The 23,321-nt window shown below is 56.8% G+C and carries 27 protein-coding genes; 22 read left to right on the forward strand and 5 right to left on the reverse strand.

Annotated features, from left to right (window positions below; genetic code table 11):
• Positions 1–12 precede the first annotated feature (12 nt).
• Genes WC359_03820 through WC359_03830 form a run of 3 tightly spaced genes read right to left on the reverse strand, consistent with a single transcriptional unit; the run spans position 13 to position 1,933 of the window.
• On the reverse strand, positions 13–414 hold the full coding sequence (locus tag WC359_03820; GenBank protein ID MFA5399544.1) for an NfeD family protein: 402 nt from the start codon (positions 412–414) through the stop codon (positions 13–15).
• 21 nt (positions 415–435) lie between these two features.
• Positions 436–1,197 carry a cyclase family protein gene (locus tag WC359_03825; GenBank protein ID MFA5399545.1) on the reverse strand — a complete coding sequence of 254 codons (762 nt, stop codon included), beginning with the start codon at positions 1,195–1,197 and terminating at the stop codon, positions 436–438.
• Between the two features lie 31 nt (positions 1,198–1,228).
• A complete protein-coding gene (locus tag WC359_03830) occupies positions 1,229–1,933 on the reverse strand; it encodes a lysoplasmalogenase family protein (protein MFA5399546.1) in 705 nt (234 codons plus the stop codon).
• A gap of 89 nt (positions 1,934–2,022) precedes the next feature.
• Here WC359_03830 and ligA point away from each other — a divergent pair, with 89 nt between their 5' ends.
• From ligA to WC359_03865, 7 genes are all read left to right on the forward strand, one after another.
• The gene (ligA, locus tag WC359_03835) at positions 2,023–4,068 is read left to right on the forward strand and encodes an NAD-dependent DNA ligase LigA (GenBank protein ID MFA5399547.1); all 2,046 of its coding nucleotides are present in this window, start codon (positions 2,023–2,025) and stop codon (positions 4,066–4,068) included.
• Entirely contained in the window at positions 4,065–4,652 is a 588-nt protein-coding gene (gene pth, locus WC359_03840; GenBank protein ID MFA5399548.1) for an aminoacyl-tRNA hydrolase, read from the forward strand. Before ligA ends, pth begins: the two co-directional genes overlap by 4 nt.
• 107 nt (positions 4,653–4,759) lie before the next feature.
• The gene (eno, locus tag WC359_03845; protein ID MFA5399549.1) at positions 4,760–6,034 is read left to right on the forward strand and encodes a phosphopyruvate hydratase; all 1,275 of its coding nucleotides are present in this window, start codon (positions 4,760–4,762) and stop codon (positions 6,032–6,034) included.
• Between the two features lie 14 nt (positions 6,035–6,048).
• Positions 6,049–7,044, forward strand: coding sequence for an MBL fold metallo-hydrolase (locus WC359_03850; protein ID MFA5399550.1), 996 nt, complete (start codon positions 6,049–6,051; stop codon positions 7,042–7,044).
• Positions 7,045–7,047: 3 nt separating this feature from the next.
• Positions 7,048–7,470 (forward strand): preQ(1) synthase, encoded by a 423-nt coding sequence (gene queF, locus WC359_03855; GenBank protein MFA5399551.1) that lies wholly within the window; start codon positions 7,048–7,050, stop codon positions 7,468–7,470.
• A 3-nt stretch (positions 7,471–7,473) separates the two neighbouring features.
• Positions 7,474–8,487 carry a type I glyceraldehyde-3-phosphate dehydrogenase gene (gene gap, locus WC359_03860; protein ID MFA5399552.1) on the forward strand — a complete coding sequence of 338 codons (1,014 nt, stop codon included), beginning with the start codon at positions 7,474–7,476 and terminating at the stop codon, positions 8,485–8,487.
• 48 nt (positions 8,488–8,535) lie between these two features.
• The gene (locus WC359_03865) at positions 8,536–9,654 is read left to right on the forward strand and encodes a CorA family divalent cation transporter (GenBank protein ID MFA5399553.1); all 1,119 of its coding nucleotides are present in this window, start codon (positions 8,536–8,538) and stop codon (positions 9,652–9,654) included.
• Between the two features lie 2 nt (positions 9,655–9,656).
• Here the strand turns inward: WC359_03865 and WC359_03870 are convergent, their stop codons facing one another.
• On the reverse strand, positions 9,657–10,565 hold the full coding sequence (locus WC359_03870) for an SDR family NAD(P)-dependent oxidoreductase (protein MFA5399554.1): 909 nt from the start codon (positions 10,563–10,565) through the stop codon (positions 9,657–9,659).
• A gap of 31 nt (positions 10,566–10,596) precedes the next feature.
• The gene (locus WC359_03875) at positions 10,597–11,409 is read right to left on the reverse strand and encodes a 4Fe-4S binding protein (protein MFA5399555.1); all 813 of its coding nucleotides are present in this window, start codon (positions 11,407–11,409) and stop codon (positions 10,597–10,599) included.
• A gap of 187 nt (positions 11,410–11,596) precedes the next feature.
• Here WC359_03875 and WC359_03880 point away from each other — a divergent pair, with 187 nt between their 5' ends.
• The 15 genes from WC359_03880 (at position 11,597) to panC (ending at position 23,301) form a co-directional block, all read left to right on the forward strand.
• Complete coding sequence (locus WC359_03880; protein ID MFA5399556.1) at positions 11,597–12,142, forward strand: sigma-70 family RNA polymerase sigma factor; 546 nt, start codon at positions 11,597–11,599, stop codon at positions 12,140–12,142.
• On the forward strand, positions 12,132–13,472 hold the full coding sequence (locus WC359_03885) for a DUF5667 domain-containing protein (GenBank protein MFA5399557.1): 1,341 nt from the start codon (positions 12,132–12,134) through the stop codon (positions 13,470–13,472). Before WC359_03880 ends, WC359_03885 begins: the two co-directional genes overlap by 11 nt.
• Before the next feature lie 57 nt (positions 13,473–13,529).
• Positions 13,530–14,435 (forward strand): DUF4349 domain-containing protein, encoded by a 906-nt coding sequence (locus WC359_03890; protein MFA5399558.1) that lies wholly within the window; start codon positions 13,530–13,532, stop codon positions 14,433–14,435.
• A 56-nt stretch (positions 14,436–14,491) separates the two neighbouring features.
• The gene (locus WC359_03895; GenBank protein ID MFA5399559.1) at positions 14,492–14,950 is read left to right on the forward strand and encodes a hypothetical protein; all 459 of its coding nucleotides are present in this window, start codon (positions 14,492–14,494) and stop codon (positions 14,948–14,950) included.
• On the forward strand, positions 14,947–15,984 hold the full coding sequence (mtnA, locus tag WC359_03900) for an S-methyl-5-thioribose-1-phosphate isomerase (GenBank protein MFA5399560.1): 1,038 nt from the start codon (positions 14,947–14,949) through the stop codon (positions 15,982–15,984). The genes WC359_03895 and mtnA overlap by 4 nt, the downstream gene beginning before the upstream one ends.
• A complete protein-coding gene (mtnP, locus tag WC359_03905; GenBank protein ID MFA5399561.1) occupies positions 15,984–16,847 on the forward strand; it encodes an S-methyl-5'-thioadenosine phosphorylase in 864 nt (287 codons plus the stop codon). The genes mtnA and mtnP overlap by 1 nt, the downstream gene beginning before the upstream one ends.
• A 16-nt stretch (positions 16,848–16,863) precedes the next feature.
• Positions 16,864–17,886 carry a methionine synthase gene (locus WC359_03910; protein ID MFA5399562.1) on the forward strand — a complete coding sequence of 341 codons (1,023 nt, stop codon included), beginning with the start codon at positions 16,864–16,866 and terminating at the stop codon, positions 17,884–17,886.
• 86 nt (positions 17,887–17,972) lie between these two features.
• Entirely contained in the window at positions 17,973–18,359 is a 387-nt protein-coding gene (locus tag WC359_03915) for a hypothetical protein (protein ID MFA5399563.1), read from the forward strand.
• Entirely contained in the window at positions 18,359–18,883 is a 525-nt protein-coding gene (locus WC359_03920; GenBank protein ID MFA5399564.1) for a nucleoside-triphosphatase, read from the forward strand. The genes WC359_03915 and WC359_03920 overlap by 1 nt, the downstream gene beginning before the upstream one ends.
• On the forward strand, positions 18,880–19,398 hold the full coding sequence (locus WC359_03925) for an archaemetzincin family Zn-dependent metalloprotease (protein MFA5399565.1): 519 nt from the start codon (positions 18,880–18,882) through the stop codon (positions 19,396–19,398). Before WC359_03920 ends, WC359_03925 begins: the two co-directional genes overlap by 4 nt.
• 65 nt (positions 19,399–19,463) lie before the next feature.
• Positions 19,464–20,012: a DUF6125 family protein gene (locus WC359_03930; GenBank protein MFA5399566.1), complete on the forward strand. Its 549-nt coding sequence runs from the start codon at positions 19,464–19,466 to the stop codon at positions 20,010–20,012.
• A gap of 212 nt (positions 20,013–20,224) precedes the next feature.
• On the forward strand, positions 20,225–21,178 hold the full coding sequence (locus WC359_03935) for a DUF2520 domain-containing protein (GenBank protein MFA5399567.1): 954 nt from the start codon (positions 20,225–20,227) through the stop codon (positions 21,176–21,178).
• A gap of 41 nt (positions 21,179–21,219) precedes the next feature.
• Positions 21,220–21,621, forward strand: coding sequence for an aspartate 1-decarboxylase (panD, locus tag WC359_03940; protein ID MFA5399568.1), 402 nt, complete (start codon positions 21,220–21,222; stop codon positions 21,619–21,621).
• Between the two features lie 16 nt (positions 21,622–21,637).
• Complete coding sequence (panB, locus tag WC359_03945) at positions 21,638–22,462, forward strand: 3-methyl-2-oxobutanoate hydroxymethyltransferase (protein ID MFA5399569.1); 825 nt, start codon at positions 21,638–21,640, stop codon at positions 22,460–22,462.
• A gap of 5 nt (positions 22,463–22,467) precedes the next feature.
• The gene (gene panC / locus WC359_03950; protein ID MFA5399570.1) at positions 22,468–23,301 is read left to right on the forward strand and encodes a pantoate--beta-alanine ligase; all 834 of its coding nucleotides are present in this window, start codon (positions 22,468–22,470) and stop codon (positions 23,299–23,301) included.
• Positions 23,302–23,321: the final 20 nt, after the last annotated feature.

Consider the following 23,321-nt stretch of genomic DNA (forward strand, 5'->3'; position numbering starts at 1 on the left):
GGTAACCGGGATTCAAGCGCGCTTCCTGCTCACGGTCAGAGAGAGGCCGTCGACAGCCGTGACCGTGACTTCCTCCCCCACCTTCAGCTCTCCATCGGGACAGGATGCATTCCACAACTCCCCCTGCACCCTGACAAATGCCTCCGGAAATACCGTTTCGACGACGCCGGTGCTTCCCACGATTGCTTCAGGACCTGTCACGTCCCCGTACAGGACAGTGGGATGACCTATGCGGTACATGATATAGCAAAAGACGGGGAATCCGGCCAGCACGGGTACGGTCAACCACAGCGGGACCTGTACACCCAGGGCGGGCAGCAGCCATAGCAGCAGGGCGGCTATAGCCAGCTCTTCAATACCTGATGTGATCAGAGAATAGATGGTATGCCAGCGGCCGGATTTACGTTTTCTCAACTGTTCCCCGGCTGCCGTATCCTAATCATCCAGTATCGCCACCACGCGCGCCCAGCCGGCGCTGCCCCCGGTCAGCCTGACCGGAAAGCAGGCCACCTTGAAGCCCGTGGGCCGAGGCAGCTTGTCCAGGTTGGCCAGTTTCTCGATGTGGCAGTATTCCTTCTTGATGCCGGCCTTGTGGGCGGTCCAGATCAATCCCTTGTCGTGCGTCCTGTCGAACTCCTCTTTGATGGCCGCGAAGGGACGGTCCCAGCCCCAGGTATCGATGCCCATCACGCGGCTGCCCTGGTCTATCAGCCACAGCGTGGACTCCTCGGTCATGCCGCACCCCGCCGAGAAATACTCGGGCTTGCCCCAGAGCTTGTCTGAGTCCGTCTGTATCATGACTATATCCCAGGGCTTGATGCTGTAGTTAATCTTTTTTAGCGCAGCCTTGAGGTCTTCCACGGTTACACCGGAGCCCTGCGGCTTGTGCCGCATGTCCAGCACCACGCCGTCGTGGTAAAACCAGTCGAGCGGCATCTGGTCGATGGTCCTGGCCGCTTTACCTTCGGACAGAGGAGCGAAATGCCAGGGCGCGTCGACGTGCGTGCCGGCATGCGCGCCCAGCGTGGCTGCGTCGTCCGCCCACCCCAGCCCATCCGCCAGGTCATCCTTCTTGCCGCCCAGGAACATCTCGATGATGGGTAGGCTCAACTCATGCGCCTTATGCTCCACCCTGACGGGCAGGGGTTCGCTGGGGCTGTCCTCGGTGGGCACGCTCAAATCATAAATCCTGGTCATCTCACCGCTCCTTTCACATTATGGCCGATGATTATATTGCAAAATAGAGAACGCTCAATGCAATGCTGAACTGGGCGGCGTAATAAAGGATATGGTTAACCGCGATGTACGGCCTGGAATCCTTATTGTCGTAATAAGTCATGCTCAGTACGAGGTCCGACAGCAGGAATAATATAGCGCCCACAGCCAGCAAAACGGTGCAGGCGATGTAACCCTGATTGACCGCCGCGTAGCAGGCCTGCGTCATCATGTAGGCTAATACGAATGAGTATGCATAGGTATCAACGGTATGCTCGGCGAAATTGAATTTGAATACAAACTTGCTGACGCAGATTATTACGGCCGCCAGGATAACTGCGATAACCAGGGGTATCCAGCTGAAACCGAAATAGGCGATTAATGCCGCCAGGTAAAACAGGTGACCTGCAAAGAAAGCCGCCATCCCACCGTGCTGGTAGAGCGATGAAGACTCTTTATACATGATCTTGAGGTCCAGCAGTATGTCGCCGATCAGGCCGCAGACAAGCCCCATCATGATGAGCGCGGCGAATACAGCTGCGCAGGGACACGGGTTAACCATGAAAGATGCGAAGGCCGTCACTATGAACAGGAAGCTGGCAAGGGTTTTATACAGCAGGGCCTTGACGCTGCCGTTGCGGTCCCTGTTTACCAGAAAGAGGGTCAGCGCGACCGCGCCCAGAAAGACAATCAGATACGGATAATAAATCATAGTCATTGTATATTATATAACAGTTTAACGGACATATATTTGGCCTCGGCTAAATGCTATAATTCCCCTCATCAGACGGCTATGGATTTTATGCGATGACGGACATTGAGAGCGTTAAGCAAAGGATCGCCGAACTCAGAGATAAGATCACTTATCACAATCACCGTTACCACGTCCTCGACGATCCGGAGATCAGCGACGCAGAGTACGACGCGCTTATGCTTGAGCTGAAAAAGCTCGAGCAGGCCCACCCGGAGCTGGTCACGCCCGATTCACCGACGCAGCGCGTGGGGGCGCAGCCGGTGGCCGCCTTCGGTGTCGTGAAGCATCCGCGTCCATTGCTCAGCCTGGCCAACGCCTTCTCGGACGAAGAGCTGGACGCCTGGTACAAACGGTTGACCGGGCTGGTTCCCGGCCATGATATCGATTTCGTCTGCGAGCTCAAGATCGACGGACTGGCCGTAGCCCTGACCTACGAGGACGGCGTCTTCACCGTGGGCGCCACGCGCGGCAACGGATACCAGGGTGAGAACATCACGCAAAACCTGAAGACCATACGGAGTATACCGCTCTCGGTCAGCCCGCAGGCGCCGCAGCGTTTCGAGGTGAGGGGCGAAGCCTACCTGCCCAAAAAGGGCCTGACAAAGATCAACGAGGAGAGGGCGGCCGAAAAACTCCCTCTCTTCGCCAATCCCCGCAACGCAGCGGCCGGCTCGGTCAGGCAGCTCGACCCGCGTGTCACCGCCGGGCGTCCGCTCGACATCTTTATTTACCAGCTCGGCTGGTCCGAGGACAGGGACATGCCGGGCACGCACTGGGAGACCATGCAGTACCTCAAGGCGCTCGGCTTCAAGATCAACAGCAACATGACACGCTGCAGGGACCTGGACGCGGTCAAGGCCTTCTGCCGCGACTGGGGAGGACGGCGTGAGGAATTGCCCTATGATGTGGACGGCGTGGTGATCAAGGTGAACTCCATCGCCCTGCAGGAGGAGCTGGGGTCGGTGGGGCACGACCCCCGCTGGGCCATCGCGTTCAAGTACCCGGCCGTGCAGGGAACCACGCGGCTTCTACGCATCGAAATCAACGTGGGCAGGACCGGCAGCCTCAATCCCTACGCCGTGCTTGAGCCTGTCAGCATAGGCGGCGTTACCATCAAGCAGGCCACGCTGCACAACGAGGAGGACATCCATCGCAAGGACCTGCGCATCGGGGACTGGGTGCTGGTGCAGCGGGCCGGCGAGGTGATACCTGAGATCGTCGAACCCATCGTCTCGCGCCGCACGGGCGAGGAGAAGGTATTTCACATGCCGCCGGCCTGTCCGGTCTGCGGCGCGGAGGTGATCAAGCCCGAGGGCGAAGCGATACACCGCTGCACCAATACCGCCTGCCCGGCGCAGGCGCTGGAGGCGATTAAGCATTTCGCCGGCAAGGGCGCCATGGACATCGACGGTATGGGCGAAAAGCTGTGCACCGCGCTTTTCGAGCAGGGACTGGTCAAGGACTCGGGCGACCTGTATTACGTGAGCAAAGAGCATCTGATGAATCTGGAAAGGATGGGGGAGAAGAGCGCGTCCAGGGTGCTGGCGTCCCTCGAGGTCAGCAAAAAGCGCCCGCTGGCGCAGCTCTATTTCGCGCTGGGCATACCCAACGTGGGTGAGGAGACTGCGACCATACTGGCCAGGCAATACACCCATATAAATAGTCTGTTGAGTGCCGGGGCGGAGGAGCTGATGAACATACCGTCCATCGGTCCCAAAATCTCCGACGGTATACTGGCTTTCTTCCGCCAGCCCCAGAACATGCGCATCATCGAGAAGCTGCGCAAAGCGGGTGTGGCCATGGAGTCGGCGGAGCAGCCGGCCGGGGACCTCCCTCTATCGGGCATGGAGTTCGTTATAACGGGCAGATTGGAGACATCAGGGCGGCAGGAACTTGAGGCGCGCATCAGGGCGCTGGGCGGGAAGGCCGCCTCCGACGTAACCAGGCGGACGAACTACCTGGTGGCCGGAAGCGATCCCGGCTCCAAGCTGGCGCGCGCCCAATCGCTGGGCATAAAAATACTGAACGAGAAGGAATTCCTGGCATTCCTCAATGGTCAGACCGGCGGCGGCGATACGCGGCAGGCGAAACTGCTATGAAGATCATCATGGGGCTGGGCAATACCGGCAGACAGTACCAGCACAACCGGCACAATGTAGGATTTCACTGCATGGACCGGCTGGCGGAGAGGCATTCCATCAAAATTAAAAACAAGCTCTGTCACTCTCAAACCGGCACGGGGCTGATAGAAGGCGAGGAGGTCGTGCTGGCAAAACCTGCGACCTTCGTTAACCTTAGCGGGAACGCGGCTGCAGCCCTGCTCAAACGTTTCGGCTGCACGCCGCAGGATTTGATAGTGATACACGATGACCTCGATCTGCCGACCGGGCGTATCCGCGTCAGGCTGGGCGGCGGGTCGGGCGGCCACCGCGGAATAAAGTCGATCATCCACGAGATCGACAGCCGGGATTTCAACCGCGTGCGCATCGGCATCTCCAGGCCCTTTCTGGATCGGTCCGGGCCTGATTATGAAAACGAGATCGTGGACTACGTGCTGGGCAACTTCAGCCGCGAGGAAAACGAGCTCATCCAGCCTGCGCTGGACCTGGCCTGCGATGCGACCGCCTGCATACTGGCGGAAGGCATCGCCGCAGCCATGAATACATTTAACCGCCGCAGGTAGAATTCTCTGCTGTTTCACATTGCCCGCATTTTCAACCGGATGATATAATGACACGGCTTTGAATTGCGGCCGAAAATTCCCCCCAGAATAAATCAGGTAGTAATAGCATGAAAATAAAGAACATCAACGCACGCGAAATAATCGACTCCAGGGGCAATCCGACGGTAGAGGTTGAGATATCCCTGGAAAACGGCGTATCAGGCAGAGCTGCGGTGCCTTCGGGCGCCAGCACCGGCAAATACGAGGCGCTGGAGCTGCGCGACGGAGATAAGAAACGTTTCGGCGGCCTGGGCGTATTGAAGGCCGTGGAGAACGTGAACACCACCATCCGCAAGGCCGTCATCGGGCAGGACGCCTCTAAACAGGACATTTTAGATAATCGGCTGATCGACCTGGACGGCACGCCTGACAAGTCCAGGCTGGGCGCCAACGCCATACTGGGCGTGTCTCTGGCGGCGGCGCACGCATCGGCCAACTGCGCCGGCCTGCCGCTCTACAAATATATCGGCGGCGATAAGGCCGTTACGCTGCCAGTCCCCATGATGAACATACTCAACGGGGGCAAGCATGCTGAGAACTCCACCGACCTGCAGGAGTTCATGGTCATGCCCACGGGCGCCGCCGGCTTCTCGGCGGCCATGCAGATGGGCTGCGAGGTCTACCAGGCCCTCAAGAAGACTCTGCGGAAAAAGAGCTACAACACCAATGTCGGCGACGAGGGCGGCTTCGCCCCTTCGCTTTCCTCGAACAGCGAGGCTGTCGAGGTGATACTGGAGGCCATAGAGCTGGCCGGCTACGAAGCGGGCAGGGACTGCCATATAGCCCTGGACCCCGCGGCCAGCAGCTTTTACAAAGACGGGAAATACGTACTGGCTCGCGAGAGCAGAACGCTAAGCAGCGCTGAGATGGTGGATTTCTATGCAGACTGGGCCTCTAAATACCCCATTATCAGCATCGAGGACGGCCTGGACGAGGACGACTGGGACGGCTGGATACTGCTCAACAGCAAACTGGGCAAGAAGGTGCAGCTGGTCGGCGACGACCTCTACACCACCAACGTTAAGCGCATCAAACAGGGCATTGAAAGAAAGGCTTCCAACTCGGTTTTGATCAAGGTCAACCAGATAGGCACGCTGACCGAGACGCTGGCCGCCATCGATATGGCCCGCAAAGCCGGCTGGACGGCGGTCATCAGCCACCGTTCCGGAGAAACGGAGGACACTACTATAGCCGACCTGGCGGTCGCTGTGAACTCCGGCCAGATCAAAACCGGCGCGCCCTGCCGCAGCGAGAGGGTGGCTAAATACAACAGGCTGCTCAAGATCGAAGCCGAGCTGGGAAAGAAGGCCGTCTACCCGGGGCGCAGCGCCCTGCTGATTTAGGAGGATAATATTTCATGGAGCTGTTCAAGGGTATCAACCAGATCAAACTTCCGCTTCTCAAGGTCGGCCCGGAGAACGTCAACGTCTATATCATCGAAGGCGATGAAGGAAACCTTCTGATAGATACCGGCTGGAACACGCCCGAGGCCTTCAATACGCTGGCACAGGAGATGAAGAACAGCGGATTTGCCATGAAGGACATCACCGACATCGTGGTTACGCACGTCCACCCCGACCATATGGGGTTAGCCGGCAAGATCGCCGAGTTAACGGGCGCCAGTATAGCGGTACCCGAAATTGAGAATAACCTGCTCGATTCCTATTATGATCATCCGGAAACCTTTATAAGCGAGATGATTGTTTTTTTTATGGCTAACGGTGTGCCCGACTGGGAGCTCAAGATGCTCTCGGAGGCTTCCTTCAACATCCGTAGCTATGTCTCACCCTTCAAGGCTACGAAGCTGCTGAAGGGCGGCGATGTGATATCCATGGCGCCGTACGAATTCCAGGTCATAGCCACTCCAGGGCACTCGCCCGGCCACATATGCTTATACGAGCCGGATAAGAAGTACTTTTTCAGCGGCGACCATGTCCTATCCGAGGTAGTCCCCAACATAAGTTACCACCCCCGGTCAGGCGAAAACCCCCTCGGAGATTATGTAAAGTCTCTGGGCGCGTTATCGGAGTTGGAGGTCCGCTTTGTCTTCCCCGGCCACGGATCGGTGTTCAGCGGGCTCGGACCCACGATCGACGATACATTACGCTTCCATCGCGACAGGATGATGAAGATACAGCGGGTGATGGGCGTTGAGACAAAGAACGCCTTTGACGTGGCGAAATCCATACCGTGGGTTGTCAACGGCGAAGAAACGGCCTACGATAAGTTAGAGCCGATAGACCGGAGGCTGGCGGTGCTGGAAGCGCTGGCGCACCTGCAGTACATGGTGGCCGAGGGCAAGGGCAAGAGAATGTCGGAAAACGGAACGACTATTTATTTTTCCGGTGAATAGTCCATGGACAAACTCGTACGTAAAATTCAGTCGCTCAACCTGAAATACAGCGATGCGCCGCAGCCCGGCCTGCTGATCGCCATGCCCAATCCGTATGAGGGAAGGGACTACCAGATAGAAGTGGTCTCACCCGAGTTCACCGCGCTGTGCCCCATCAACGAGGGACAGCCCGATTTCGCCACCATCACGATCAAGTACGTGCCTGACAGGTCCATCATCGAGTTCAAATCGCTCAAACTGTACCTGACCAGCTACCGCACCGTCAGGACCTTCTATGAGGAATCGACCAACCGCATACTGGAAGATCTGGTCAAATCGCTCAAGCCCAGGAGCATGGAGATCGTCAGCGAATGGAATATCCGCGGCGGCATGTCGACCAGGATCACCGCCGCCTATAATAAGCGCAAAACAAGTAAAGGAGGTTGACCAATGGCATATAAAATAGGTATTAACGGATTCGGCCGCATTGGCCGTCTCGTCTTCCGGGCTGTCAATCAGCATTATGGCGACAAACTTGAGATAGCCGCCGTCAACGACCTGACGGATGCCAAAACCAATGCTCATCTGCTTAAATACGACAGCACCTACGGCATCTACCCGGGCAAGGTGGAGGCGGCCGCCGACGCGATAATAGTGGACGGCGAGAAGACCAGGGTCATCGCGGAACGCGACCCCGCTAAAATACCGTGGAAAGACCTCGGCATCGACATCGTGCTGGAATCAACCGGCCTGTTCACCGACGCCACCAAGGCTGCCGCGCACCTGCAGGGCGGCGCTAAAAAGGTAATCATCTCGGCGCCGGCAAGCAATGAAGATATCACCATCGTCCTGGGCGTCAACGAAGATAAGTACGACGCTAAAAAACACAACATTATTTCCAACGCATCCTGCACTACGAACTGCATCGCACCGGTGGTAAAAGTCCTGAACGACAGCTTCGGGATTGCCAGGGGCTTATTGACGACCGTGCACGCCTATACCAATGACCAGAGATTGCTTGACATGTATCATAAAGATCTGCGCCGGGCCAGGTCGGCCGCCCTGAATATAGTCCCGACCACCACGGGGGCAGCCAAGGCCGTGGCGCTGGTTATCCCCGAGATCAAAGGCAAACTGCACGGCATAGCGCTACGCGTGCCCGTGCCGACGGTCTCGCTGTGCGACCTCGTCTGCGACCTGAATAAGGAGGTCACAGTTGACCAGATCAACGACGCCTTTAAAGCAGCGGCCGCGGGTAAGCTCAAGGGCATACTGGAGTATTGCGAGGAGCCACTGGTGAGCACCGACTTCAAGGGCAACCAGAACAGTTCCATCTTCGATTCCCTGCAGACCCTGGTGCTGGGAGGCAACATGGTCAAGGTGATCGCCTGGTACGACAATGAGTGGGGCTACAGCTGCCGCATGGCGGACCTGGCCATCATGCTTTTCGACAAGGGGCTGTGATAAATACAGATTAAGATTAAGATTAAGATTTAGATTGAGATTAAGGGGATGACGGAACAGAGCATTCAGGGAACGGAGGCCTGCGCATCACCGACGGCCGGCGCCGCCAACGCCTACGAAAAGCACTGGTTCTGCGTCTCCCTGTCCACCGACGGCAGGGTCACCATGCAGGATGCCGACTCACCTGAATGCTTTCTTCAAAGCCTGAGGACTTCGCTTCTGGCCTGGGTGGATTACCGCACCGCCGACTATCAAAGAGATGTGCGTAACGGCGGGACGGCGCTGGGATTCTCCCATCAGCTGGTCGACGCGCTGGTCGACGATCCGCGCCTGCTGTACGAAGACTATTCCAGCGAGATGGGGATCAAGCTGCCGTCGATACAAATACGCATCAACGAAGAGATCGACGTACAGAACTATCCCACCCTGCTCCTGCTGCGCAGGAACTTCATCCTGACCGTGCACCCCATCCTGGTCGACCGCCGCTTTATACGCCTGCGCAGATACTCCGGGACCATCTTCAAGAAGGTCCAGCTCGATATCTGCGCCGAGGACAAGCTGACCACGCTTTTGATTCGCATCATCGACCAGAACAACGACCGCAATTTCGAGCACCTCAGGCAGATAGAGGGGCGCGGGGACGATCTCAATAAGATCCTGATGGACCCGCAGACGCCGCGCCAGCTGCTGGGCCCGCAGATATACAACATGAAGCATTCCCTCATCACCTACCTGGACGCGCTGTGGGAGACGGTGGACGTGCTGCACGACCTGCGCTACGGGGACGCCGATCTGCTGACCAACGATACCTCGCTGCTCAACAGAATGGGATACCTGGCGGACGACGTCAGCCGCCAGATCGGGCTGGCGGAGCACATGTCGGACGTGCTGGCCTCGGGCCTGGAGGTGCTGCAATCGATCTACAATAACCAGCTGCAGGCCATGAACAACAGGATGGCGCTGTTGATGACTTACCTGACCGTGCTGGGCACGGCGGTGCTGGTACCCAACACGCTGGCCACTATATTCAGCAATTCGGCCTTCGATATGGGACCCCAGGACATCGGTTGGTATGCCACTATGCTGGTCGTTTCCACCGTGCTGGCAACCCTGCTGGCCTTTATCTGGGTGAAAAAGTCAGGTTTTCTACCCAGGAAAATGGACTGAATTTACTGAGACCCGGCCAGGCCGGTCAGCCGTTCGCTCACTTCCCACAATTTCGCGGCCGTCTCCCTGTCGTAGCTCAGGTGCGATGATTTCGACTCCGTTCCATTTACATTCACCCGGGTAATTTTCAGATGCTGTTTGGTCTCAAAATAGCGCCCCGTCAATCCCTCTACGCCGGAAGCGCATGCCAGATGCAGCGGCAGCACGGCGCCCTGCTCCGGCCCTTTCATCAAAGCGTGGAAAAAGGAGTCGATCGTCCTGCTTGAATGCGACCATATGGTGGAGCTGCAAGCCCCCGGGCAAACGCAGTTAACCGTTATGCCGCTGCCTTCCAGCCTCCTGGCCAGCTCGTAGGTGAAAAGGACCACGGCCAGCTTCGACCGGGCATAGGCCGAATCACGGCCGAAGGACTTCTCCCCCTGCAGATTGCCGAAATCGAGCTTTGCCATACGGTGGAGCGATGTGGTCATGTTGACTATCTTGGAGGGCGCGCCCGCTTTGAGAGCGCCGAGCAGCAGGTTGGTCAGCAGAAAGTATGACAGGTAGTCGACGGCAAAGGTCATCTCGATGCCGTCCGCGGTCAGCACCCTCTTCCCCATAATGACCCCGGCATTGTTGACCAGCAGGTGAAGCACCCCGTGCTGCTGCACGTAATCCATCGCCAGCATCCTGATCTGATCCTGAACGGACAGGTCCGCCATCAACAGGTGGACGTCGTTGTTTCCCGATTGCCGTCGGATGTATTCCTGCGCCGCGCGCCCCCTGCCGGGATCCCGGCAGACCAGAAACACTCTGGCATCGCGGCGCGCCAGTCCCAGCGCGATCTCCCGGCCTATGCCCGAGCTGGCGCCGGTGACCATGCAGTACCTGTCCTTCAGGCTCCCATCCTCCCCTTGCGCGTAGTCTTTCATATCCATATCCTCCTTCCCATTCCCTACCCTGTTATTCAACGGTTACAACCTTCTCCAGCCTGCGTATGACTTCGTCGATGTGAATGCCGGACTGGTTGACCATTACGATGGCGTTATTGGGACATGTTTCCACGCAATTGCCGCAACCCAGGCAGCCCTCGCCGATAACGGAATGGCCATCTTCCTGCCTTATGTTTTTTATAAAGCACGCATCCACGCAGGCGCCGCAGCCCAGACAGTCTTCAGTGACATGCACACTGATGCCGGGCATGCGCGAGATCTTGGACCTGATGCGCCGGTCGATGTAGGGAGTGAAGCGCCACAGGCAGCAGCACGGGCAGCAGTTGCAGATCGTCAGCAGCTGATTGCCGGATTTGAGGCCCAGCCAGACCGTGTCCAGCCTGTTCTTGCCCACCAGGTGGAACAGTCCCGCCTCCCTGCATCTCCGGGCATGCCGGTGGGCCTCCTCCTTTGAAACCAGACTGCCCAACTTAGGATTTATGTCAAGCACTGCCCTGCCCAGGAAAAGGCAGCCCAGCGTCTGGGGATAATCGCGGCAGTTCGAGCTCTCACGGCAGATGCAGAAATTCATGATCCAGTGGTATTGCGCCTGATCGATAAAATGATGCACTATCCGCGATGGGAGCATCGTCTGCAAGGGCTCTTCCAGCTCTTTTCCGACGCTTATGACCCTTTCCCTGGGAAGGTAAACGATATCGTCCCCCTCGAAAAGCCAGCGGTCCAGCAGTGCCCCCAGCACAGGCGCCCTGGTCAGACCGGCCAGGGCAAAGCGCCCGGGAAAACCCTTCTCGATCAGCCTTACCAACCACATCGGTCGCGACATGAGCAACGTCCCCTCTTTTTCGAAAATCGGACCGGCCGCCCTGCACAGGCTTGAGCCCCAGTATATTGTAAAGGCACCCGGACAATCATTCAATTACAGCTGACAAGCGCGTAATTCCGGGGCAACTAAACTTTCTATAAAATTGCACGTTTAATATAATAGACACCGGGTAAATCGAGGTAACCTGGTGTTAGTAGAAGAACAGTTAGTACAGAGGGCCGTAAATGGAGACCGAGAAGCATTTACGCAAATATATGATCTGCATTTCGACAAGATCTACAGATATATATACGTTAAAGTGCGCAGCCAGGCCGAAGCCGAGGACCTGACACAGGATGTATTTATTAAAGCTTACGAGAGCATCAAGAACTACAAGTGGCGGGATCTTCCCATCACCGCATGGCTGTTCAGAATTGCACACAACAGGGTCATCGACCATGTCAGAAAAACATCGAAGGAGAAAAAGGCCAGCCTCGACGAAGCCGGCGCAATCAGTTCAGGCGACCCGGTTTATATGACGGAATTGAATTTTGAGATATACCAGCTGAAGGATGCGTTGCAGCATTTGCCGGACGCGCAGCGCGAGGTCGCGACCATGCGCTTTATCTCCGAATTATCCATCTCGGAGGTCGCTCTATCATTGGGTAAAAGCGAGGGCACGGTCAAGGCGCTGCAGTTCAACGCTATCGCATCGCTGAGAAAATTGCTCTACGGTAAGATAAATGGCTATTAGGATCGAAGAAGCTTTCAACGACTGCTTTGACAGGCTCACCATCGGGGAGAGCCTGGATAGCTGTCTGCGCAGATACCCTGAATATTCCGCCGAGCTGGACATGATGCTCAGAATGGCTTACGACGTCAAGCGCAGGGCCTATCCCATACAGCCCAGGCCGGAGTTCAAATACTGGTCTCGTGTGAGACTACAGGGCGTGCAGGACTACATGAGCAGGCATGCTGTTCCGCAGAAATCAGGTTCCTTCAGCTTCCGCAGGAACCTGGCCATCTCCATGGCCGGTTTACTGGTGCTGGTAATCGCTTCCAGCGGCACAGCCGCAGCATCAAATAATGCGCTGCCCGACCAGCCGCTGTACGGCGTCAAGATGGCGGTTGAACAGGCCCAGGTATCTCTGGCCACGTCGGACATCGACAGGGCGGAGATTTATGCCAAGCTGGCTGAGAAGAGGGCACAGGAGATAGAGGCCCTGGCGAGGCAGGGGAAGGCCGAGTATCTGGTCAGCACGTCGGCTAAAATGGACTACCAGCTCGAACAGGCCGAGACCTATATCGGCAGATTCCAGGCAGCTAACACGGTCAGCCCCGCGCCGACAATGGAAGCTACTACCGCCGCGGCGCCGGCAGATGAAACATCCGGCCAGCCTGCACAGACAGATCCCCGGTCTGCCACGCAGGTGAGACCTTATGCCATACCCGGCACCGATAAGCCGCAGGTCCCGCCGGCCGGTACGTCGGCCACCGACACGACCGATCGGCCAAACTGGATCGGTGATGGGAAAACGACCGTAAAACAGCCCGTGCCTGCGTCACGCGCCTTAGCCAACGTCAGCAAGGCTAAGACCGCTTTAAACTCAAGCACCGCCAAGAGCCTGGCCACACTTCAGGATGCACTGGATAAGGCGCCCGAATCGGCCAAACCGGCCATTATCCAGGCCATCGAACGGGTTAAAAAGGCCAACGAGTGGTCGCAGGGCAACTCCAATAGCGGCCAGAACTATAAGCCTCCCATAATCCAGCCGGGGCCAAAGTATGTCCCGCCCACGATCAACAGGTCGACCGGCACCAACATAAACAAAAATACCGATGTGAATACAAATACCGACACCGATAAAAACAGCCCTGCCGGCACAATCATTTATTTCAACCGGAATACCGATATAACAAACACGGACAAAACCAATACCAATACCAATACCGGTACTACCACTACCACTCCAGGTGCGGTCAGGCCGACAACCATACTGACCGATACACAGAAGCTGGCGCCGTCGACTTCGCTGACAAACACGACTTCCGACGAAAAATCCGTGCTGCCGACATCTAAATAGAATCGACATCCGCAACTATAATTTGATTCAGGCGTTACTATATACAGGGAGGATAAAATGAACCGATTCGTAAAATATGTTCTGCTGCTGGCGCTTGTCGCCGCTCTGGTTATCCCGGCTGCCGCCTGTGCCCAGAAAAGCGTCGTCGAGGAAAGCACCAAATGGTCGGGCATGGCGCCCGCTCCGGGGGCTGCTCCAATGGCGCCTGCGCCGTCCGGTTTTACCGTGGGCAGATCATCAGAAACTGATTATTACTCCACAGACGGAGCCGGCGCAGAGGATGCTGTAGACCGAAAAATAGTCAGGACGGGCTCCATTAGCATGGAGGTGGAGGATATCATCAAGGCGCAGACTGAGATCGCCGACATCGCTGTTCAGTACGACGGCTATGTGGTCTCCTCGAACCTGAACGCCGCTAAAGAGAATCCCCGTGGCTTTATATCGTTCCGGGTACCCGCCGAGAAATTCGATACCGCCCTGGCTAAACTGCGACAGCTGGCGGTCAAGGTGACCAATGAAAATACCAACAGCCAGGATGTCACCGAGCAGTACACGGATTTGAAGGCCCAGTTGAGCAACTACGAAGCCACCGAGGCCCAGTACCTGGAGTTGCTGAAAAAGGCCGACAACGTAAAGGATATGCTGGAGGTTCAGCGCGAACTGTCCAACGTCAGGGGCAACATCGAGAGGATCAAAGGCCGCATGCAGTACCTGGAGAGGACATCGGATACGTCCCTCATCGAGGTCAGCCTGACCAAGTCCACGCCCATCGGCGAAAGCACCTGGGATGTTACCGGTGTTTTCAAGGGGGCGGTGGATGGATTAATCGCCTTCGGCAAGGTGCTGCTCAGCGTCTTGATCTGGCTGCTGGTCTTCTCACCGATCTGGATCATCGTGCTGGTCATCATCTTCATCGTCAGGCGCAGGAAAAAGGCTAAAAGCGGCACGGCGGAAGCCAAATAAACCATCGCAGGATGATATAATAAAGGGCAGCGCTCAATAGGCTGCCCTTTATTTATATGAACTTTGCAGTATACGAAGATTCACCCCGGACCGATATCTGGATGCGGGTTATTTTTTTTCTGCCCGCCCTGATCATACTGGCCACAATCGTAATCATGCCGGACGAAGAGCCCTGGGTGCCGGCCATGCTTATTATCGTGGCCGTTATAGCCGTGGGCCTTCCCTTTCTGTTGCTGCCGACCCGGCTGAGCATCCTGAACTCGGCCATTCGTATCGGATTCCGTCTGCCCTTTGCGTTCCTTATTCCCTTTAACACGGTCACTACGCTGCGGCCTTCGCGCTGGTCCACTGTCGGCATAAACCTGCCCACCAACCTTTCGCCAAAGAATGCGGTGGAGATAGTCCGCAAACACCGCCTCTCGGTCACCGTCACACCATCGGACAGGGAGGCCTTTATAGCCGGCTTCGACAAAGCGTTTAAGGAATGGAAGACATACGAGGGGAGGGGTCAATGAAACCGATTCAATGGTCGGGCGGCAAGCTCCGATTACTTGACCAGACCGCGCTGCCGCTGCAGGAGATATATCTCGAGATCTCCGGCTACAGGGCGACTATACATGCCATAAAAACCCTGCAGGTGCGCGGCGCCCCGGCCATCGGCATCGCCGCGGGCTACGGCATCGTGCTGGGAGCGCAGTCGATTAAAACATCATCGATGAAAGCGTTTAATAAGGAATTGGAGCAAATACTGAATGACTTCGCTGCTTCCAGGCCCACGGCGGTCAATCTGTTCTGGACCATAAACAGGATGAGGCGGGCGCTTTCAAAGGCCGCATCTCCGGATGAAGCAGTCGAATTACTGGAAAAAGAGGCGCGCCTGATCCACAGGCAGCAGTCCGCAGCTATGGCCAAACTGAGCCGCATCGGGTCATCGCTCATCGGCAGAGAATGCACGGTGCTGACCCACTGCAACACGGGACAGCTGGCCACGGGCGTGGAATACGGCACCGCGCTGGGCGTGATCAAGGCTGCGGCCGAGCAGGGGAAAAAGGTATCGGTTTACGCCGATGAGACACGTCCCCTGCTGCAGGGCGCGCGCCTCACCACCTGGGAGCTGCAGCAGCTTAAAATCCCCGTCACGCTCATAACCGACGGCATGGCCGGCCATTTCATCAGCCGGGGTATGATCCACTGCGTCATAGTGGGGGCTGACCGCATCGCCGCCAACGGCGATACGGCTAATAAGATCGGCACCTACTCCGTGGCGGTGCTGGCCAGGGAGAACGGTATCCCCTTTTACGTGGCCGCGCCCCTCAGTTCAATTGACGTCTCAATAGACTCCGGAGCCCGCATTCCCATCGAGGAGAGGGGCCGGGAAGAAGTGCTGGAATTCAACGGCCGCAGGATCGCCCCTCTCAAGGTACGGGCGGCCAATCCGGCTTTCGACATTACTCCACACCGATACATAACGGCCATCGTAACGGAAAAAGGCATCGTCAGGCCGCCCTATAAACGCAATCTTAAATCCACTTTTCAGGAGGTTCGGTAATGCAGGAAGCCAGGGTAGGTATCATCGGAGGAAGCGGCCTTTATCACCTGGAAGGCATGACACACGTCAGAGAGGTGCGCATATCGACGCCTTTCGGCGATCCCAGCGACGCCATAACTCTGGGCAACATCGAAGGGGTTCACGCGGCCTTCCTGCCGCGGCACGGCGTGGGGCACAGGCTCAGCCCGTCCGAGCTGCCCTCCCGGGCCAACATCTATGCATTCAAGTCACTGGGCGTGGAATATATCATCGCCATCTCCACCGTGGGCAGCCTCAAGGAAAAGATCAAGCCGATGGATATCGTCATACCGGACCAGCTAATCGACCGGACCTTCCTGCGGCCCGATACCTTTTTCGGCAACGGCATAGTCGGGCACGTGGCCTTCGCCGATCCTTACTGCCCGCATCTGAGCGATGTGCTGTATGACGCCGCCCATCGCAACGACATACGCGTCCACGACGGCGGCACCGTCATAGTTATGGAGGGTCCGCAGTTCTCCACGCGGGCCGAATCGGAATTGTACAGGTCCTGGGGCGCCGACATTATTTTGATGACCGCGCTGCCCGAGGCCAAGCTGGCCAGGGAGGCCGAGATATGCTACGGCATGATGGCAATTGTCACGGACTACGATTGCTGGAACGAGCTGAGCGAGACCGTCTCCGCCGAGATGGTCGTATCCAATCTGAAGAAGACCCTTCAGACGGCCAAAAAAGTATTGCGCCATGCCATCGTCAACCTTCCTGCAAAAAGGGAATGCAGTTGCGGGCATGCGCTGGAAAATGCCATAATAACTGCCCCCGAATTGATACCTGAGAAAGCCAGGGTAGACCTCGACATTATCATCGGGAAATACATTAAATAACAGGAGTCATATATCCGTGCCCGAGTTCAACTGCGCTGCCACGATCATAGGCGCAATGCCCGATAAAGACGCAGCCGCCGCCTGCGCCGGGATAAGCAGGCATCTGGTCGACCTGCCGGCCTGGCCGCAACTGCCGCTGCGCTCGAACCTGGAGAACATGTACGTCCAGTACAGCCAGGGATTCCCCGGCATCGCTGTCGACGGCCAGAAGCTGCACGTCGAACGCGGGCCGGATCTGGACCGCGGCATAGAAAGGCTTTATTACGACTGGAGCGAGAATAAAGCAGGCGGTTACGCCATCGATAAAGAGCATGCGTCCGGCCTGTATTGCATGGCATCGCATAACTCCGCCGCGCCGCCGGTAGTCAAAGGGCAGATCACCGGGCCGATAAGCTGGGGGCTGTGCGTTACCGACGGCGAGGGCAAGGGCATAATCTACGATGAAACTCTGGCCGACGCGGTCAGCAAGTTCCTCAAGCTGAAAGTAGCCTGGCTGGAAGGTTTTATGCGTTCCTTCTCCAGGCAGACGGTTATCTTTGTGGATGAACCGTACCTGGCTTCACTGGGCTCGGCCTTTGTGGCATTGCCCAACGAGCAGATTACAGGACAGTTAACAGAGGTCCTGAGCGGCATAAAAGGCATCAAAGGCATACACTGCTGCGGAGGGACGGACTGGTCGCTGTTGCTGGGACTGCCCATCGACATCATCAGCTTCGATGCCTATAGCTACCTGGATTCGGTATTGTGTTACCGTCAGGAGCTGCTGTCCCACATCCGCAGTGGCCGATCCATCGCCTGGGGCATCGTTCCCAACGATGAGGAGGCGCTGAAAAAAGAGACCCCTGCCGGCCTTTTCGACAGGTTCGGGGACGCGCTGTCGCACCTGACCGGAGACGGGATTTCCATACGTCAGGTGGTCCGGCAAAGCCTGGTTACACCGAGCTGCGCGCTGTTATCCCTCACGCATGACGGAGTAGAATATGTCTATAATTTGTTAACGGAGCTATCATCCCGGGCGAGGCGAAAATATGGTTCGTAAATGACCGCTGAAGTTGAAATCTACGGCCGCATTAGCGATAATACATAGCGAGTTCTATATAAGGTGTAAATATTAGGTGATATAAGATGAACAAACGCAAGAAAATGGCACTGCTCAAGCACCGCCGCAAGAGAAAAAAGTTTGAAGAGCGCAGAAAGGCTCTGAACCTCGCCTCCGGCGTGGTAACCAAACCGGCTGTCAAGACAGCTGCCAAAAAAGAGATCGAGATACCCAAGCCCGTTAAAGCGCTGGCCGACATGCTTAAAACACCGCCCGCCAAAAAGCCGGCGGTTAAGAAAGAGAAGCCCGAGCCGGTAAAGGCTGCAGCGGCTGAAAAGGTGGAAAAACCCAAGAAGGCGCCGGCCAAAAAGAAAGCCGGCCCGGCATCCGGGTCTACTGCCGCAGCCAAGGCGACGGCGCCTAAAAAGCCAGCCGCCCGGAAAAAGAAACCAGAGTCCGCCGAAGGGGGTTGATGGGGCAAGCTTATCTGCTAACGGGCATGCCCGGCACAGGTAAAACCAGCATCATCAAAGAAGCGATCACGCAGTCGAAGTGCAATGCTGGCGGCTTCTTCACGCAGGAAATCCGGAACGTGGGCATACGGGAAGGTTTCCGCATAGTCACCCTGGACAATAAAGAGGGTGTGCTGGCGCATATAACCATCGAGAGCCCTTTCCGCGTGGGCAAATACGGTGTGGATATCGATGTGCTCAACACCACCGGGATCGACGCTATCTATAACGCCATCGAGCACAACGACATAGTTGTGATCGATGAGATAGGTAAAATGGAGCTTTTCTCCCCGCGCTTCATTCAGGCTGTGCAGGACGCCCTGAGCAGCCCCAAGAAGGTGCTGGGCACGATAACCCTCAAACCGCACCCGCTGGCGGATACCATCAGACAGATCAGGAACATCAAGGTAACCGAGCTGACGCGCAATAACCAGAGATACGTGCTGGCCGAGATGCTGGCCTGGCTGGCATATACCGGTAAATGAAGATAAACCTGGTCCCCATCGGTGATATAGATGCCGGCGTCCTCCAGCAGTTGAAAGACGGATTGGAAGCCGTGTTCGGATGTCCCGTACGTATTGATCAGTCCATCGAAATACCGCAAGACGCATTCGACCGCGCCAGGGACCAGTATCTGTCCGATATCCTGCTCGACAGACTGCGGCGGCACGAACAAAAAGCCGATCACCTGCTGGGGGTGACCGGGGCCGACATCTTCACCCACGGCCTCAACTTCGTATTCGGCCAGGCCGACGACGTCAACCGCGTGGCGGTGATATCCCTCAACAGGTTGAGAGACGAGCAAAGCGCCCTTGAAGGCGGAGAACAGCTGTTGTTGGAGAGGTCGCTCAAAGAGGCCGTTCACGAGCTGGGGCACACGCTGGGGCTGGTGCATTGCGGGGACGTTAAATGCGTCATGCATTTCTCCAACAGCCTGGTCGACACGGACGTTAAAGGCCTCTATTTCTGCAGCCGTTGCCGTCCGAAACTGATAGAATAAACGTCGACTATTTAGATGTAGCCTGCTATAGCAGGTTCTATCCAATAACACAGCAGGAGGCTTGCGTGAAGAAACTGGACGACTACAGCGGCGATTTCAATCCCGATCTGAAGCCGAGCGATTTTTCCTACGAAGCGCTGGAGAAGCTCATCAAGATTTACGCAAAGCTTTACAAGGCGCTGGATGGCTTCTGGTACCTTGCCCTCATGGAGAAGCAGGGCAACGACGAGGCGCTGGCTTGCGACATACTGGTATGGGAGAAACTCTGCCTCTACGAGATGAAAAAGATCAGCGAGGGCTTCAATATTAAAGGAAATGATGTGAAGTCCATGATGAAAGCCTTTCAGCTCAGCCCGTGGGCCTGGAATATCAAATCGGAATTCGAGCTTGTCAACGACAACCACGTTATCTGGAAGGTGCTGCACTGTCCCACCGTCCAGGCGCTTGAGCGCGAGGGGCGCGGAAGGGAGAACGATATCTGCAACAACGTGGAGGTCAGGCTGAACAGAATGTATGCCTCCTTCTTCAATCCGGACATCCAGGTCAACTGCCTGAAAACGCCGCCGCGCGAGAGCGAAAATGACTACTACTGCCGCTGGGAATTCAAGCTGTAATTTTTTTTCGGCGCCTCTATTGACAAATAAATTTTTTACTCCTAATATAATATTGTCCATCGACCCGCATGGGCGGTGAGTCAAAGTCAGGGTAATTGAATAAAAAGCCCGCTTGGATCAGCGATGACCGAGACGGCGTATACAGAGTGACTGTAATGACCTTCCCGGCTGCTGCCTGGAAGGTTTTTTTATTGCCCTGAAGGCATAGAAAGATGAAACAGACTATTGGAATCATCGGCGCCGGGATGACCGGCACAGCGCTCGCGGTCCGCCTGTGGCAGTGGGGTTATGAAATCATAGCCGTCAGCAGCAGGAGCATCGAGTCGGCGCGTCGGCTATCTTCATTTGTCAGCGGCTGCAAGGTATGTGAAGGCCCGCAGCAGGTCGCAGACCTGGCTTCAGTGGTCTTCATCACCACGCCTGATGATGTCATCCCCGATATCGCCGCCGGCGTCAGGTGGCGCCCCGGGCAGATCGCAGTCCACTGCAGCGGCGTACATTCCATAGAAATACTGGAGCCGGCCGCCTCGAGCGGCGCGCACGTCTGCTGCCTGCATCCGCTGCAAACCTTTGCCGGCATCGAAGAGGCCATCAATAATATATCCGGATCCACCTTCGCCCTGGAGGGCGATGAAGTCGGGCTGGCGGCTGCCACCGAAATGGCGCAGGCGCTGGAAGGAAATATCATCCTGCTCAAGGCAGGAGACAAGGTAAAATACCACATCGCCGCCGTCACGCTTTCAAATTACCTGGTCGCACTGATGAAAACCTCCGCCGACCTGTGGCAATCCTTCGGCATACCCCAGGAGGAGGCCGTCAAAGCCCTGTTGCCCCTGCTCAAGGGAACGGTCCGGAACATCGAGCGTGTGGGCATACCGGGCTGTCTGACCGGCCCCATCGCCAGGGGAGACGTCGAAACCGTGCGCAAGCATATCAACACGCTGGCAACGGAGCAGCCGGATAGAGCAGGCATTTACCGCGTGATGGGACTGAAAACGCTGGAGATCGCCCAGGCCAAGGGCAGGATCAGCCTTGAGACCGCCGAAGAGATACGTTCCCTGTTGAACGGGATGACCGCTACAAAAGCTCCCGACTACAGGGATACCTTTAATAATTACGACCTCGAATTCGCCTCCAGATATTTTTCAATGTCGACGGATGAATAAAGATGTACTCACATAGTCACGACCGGCAAGGAGATAAAAGGATGTCAACTTACAGGACCATGCTCAAAAGCAAAATACACAGGGCAAGGGTGACCGACTGCAACATCGATTACGAGGGCAGCATCACCATCGACAGCGACCTGCTCAGGGCGGCCGATATACTGCCTTACGAGAAAGTTGAGATCCTCAATATCAACAACGGGGCCAGGTTCAGCACCTATGCCATCGAGGGCGAGCCGGGATCGGGCTGCATCTGCCTGAACGGCGCCGCCGCCAGGCTGGCCTGTCTGGACGACCTGGTCATTATCCTCACTTACCATGAAGTGCCGTCGGATGAGGCCGAAAAAGCTAAACCCCGCCTGGTATACGTGGACAGGCGTAACCGGATTACATCCGTCAAAAACGTTGACTCCTGGATGGACGACCTGATAGCGGCAAGATAGCCGGAGGCTGGCATCCATGCCGATCACGATCAACAAAATCCAGGACCTGAAAAACGCCGGCGAGAAGATCGTCATGCTCACGGCGTACGATTACTCCACCGCCAGAGTCGTAGATGAGGCGGGAGCGCATCTCATTCTTGTCGGCGATACCCTTGGCATGGTTGTCCTGGGCTACAGCACCACCATACCCGTCACCATGGACGAGATGCTGCATCATGTCAAAGCCGTGGTCAGGGGCGCTGTAAACGCGCTGGTCGTCGGTGATATGCCCTTCATGGCCTATCAGACAAGCGCCAAGGACGCCCTGCGCAACGCCGGCAGGATGCTGAAAGAGGGCGGCTGCCAGGCCGTCAAACTGGAGGGCGGCGCGGTCATGGCCGAGACCACCAGGCGCATCGTCGGCAGCGGCATACCCGTCATGGGGCACATCGGTCTGACGCCCCAGTCGATACACCAACTGGGCGGCCACCGCGTGCAGGGCAAGACCTCCGATGCCGCTAAACGCCTGCTGGATGATGCGCTGGCGCTGGAGCAGGCCGGGGCCTTCGCCATCGTGCTGGAACTGGTCCCGATAGAGCTGGCCAGACTCATCACCGGCAGATTGAGGATACCCACCATCGGCATCGGCGCCGGACCATACTGCGACGGGCAGGTGCTGGTGATCAACGATATGCTGGGACTCTTCACCGATTTCGTACCGAAACACACCAAACAATACGCCAGGCTGGCCTCAACCATGAAGGACGCCGTCTCACAGTACTGCGCCGAGGTGAAATCCGGAGCCTTTCCCTCGGACGAACACGCTGCTTCCATGGACGAGGGCCTGCTGAAGGACCTTTAGAAACCTTGAATGTCGTTCGCAGCATAGCCGAGATGAAGAAGCTGCGCCGGCAGTGCAAAGGCAGTGTAGGGCTGGTACCCACCATGGGCTACCTGCACGAGGGGCATCTGGAGCTGGTGCGGCGGGCCAAATCCGAGAATCCCGTCGCCGTGGCCACCATCTTCGTCAATCCCACGCAGTTCGGTCCCGCCGAAGATTTCAAGTCATACCCGCGCGACCTCGACCGCGACTGCGCGCTGCTGGACAAAGTCGAGACCGACATTGTCTTCGTACCGTCGGACAAAGAGATGTACCCCGACGGTTACGACACCTGGGTGGAGGTCCGGGGCATAACCTCCAAACTGGAGGGGAAATCGAGGCCCACGCACTTCCAGGGCGTGACGACCGTCTGCAACAAGCTATTTAATATCATCGAACCTGATAAAGCCTACTTCGGGCAGAAAGACGCCCAGCAGGCCTTTGTGATACGGAAGATGGTGTCCGACCTCAATATGAACCTTGAGATTGTCGTCTGCCCTACCGTGAGGGAGAGCGACGGCCTGGCCATGAGCAGCCGTAACACCTATCTGACCACGGAGGAGCGTCCTTCGGCGGTGGCGCTGTATAAATCGCTCTGCCTGGCAAAGGACATGTATGACAAAGGAGAGAGGGATGCGGACGCGATCAAAAAAGCCATGAACGGCCTGATCTCCGCTGTGCCCGCTGCAAAGATCGACTACATCAGCATCGCCGATACGGTCAGGCTGGACGAGGTGGATGTTATACGGGGCAGGGTGCTGATATCGCTGGCGGTCAGGCTGGGCAAGCCCAGGCTGATCGATAACATCATATTAGGGTGACTTCTATATTGCGGGCACAC

The organism is Dehalococcoidia bacterium (genome assembly GCA_041653995.1).
Classification (GTDB): Bacteria; Chloroflexota; Dehalococcoidia; order GIF9; family UBA5629; genus CAIMUM01.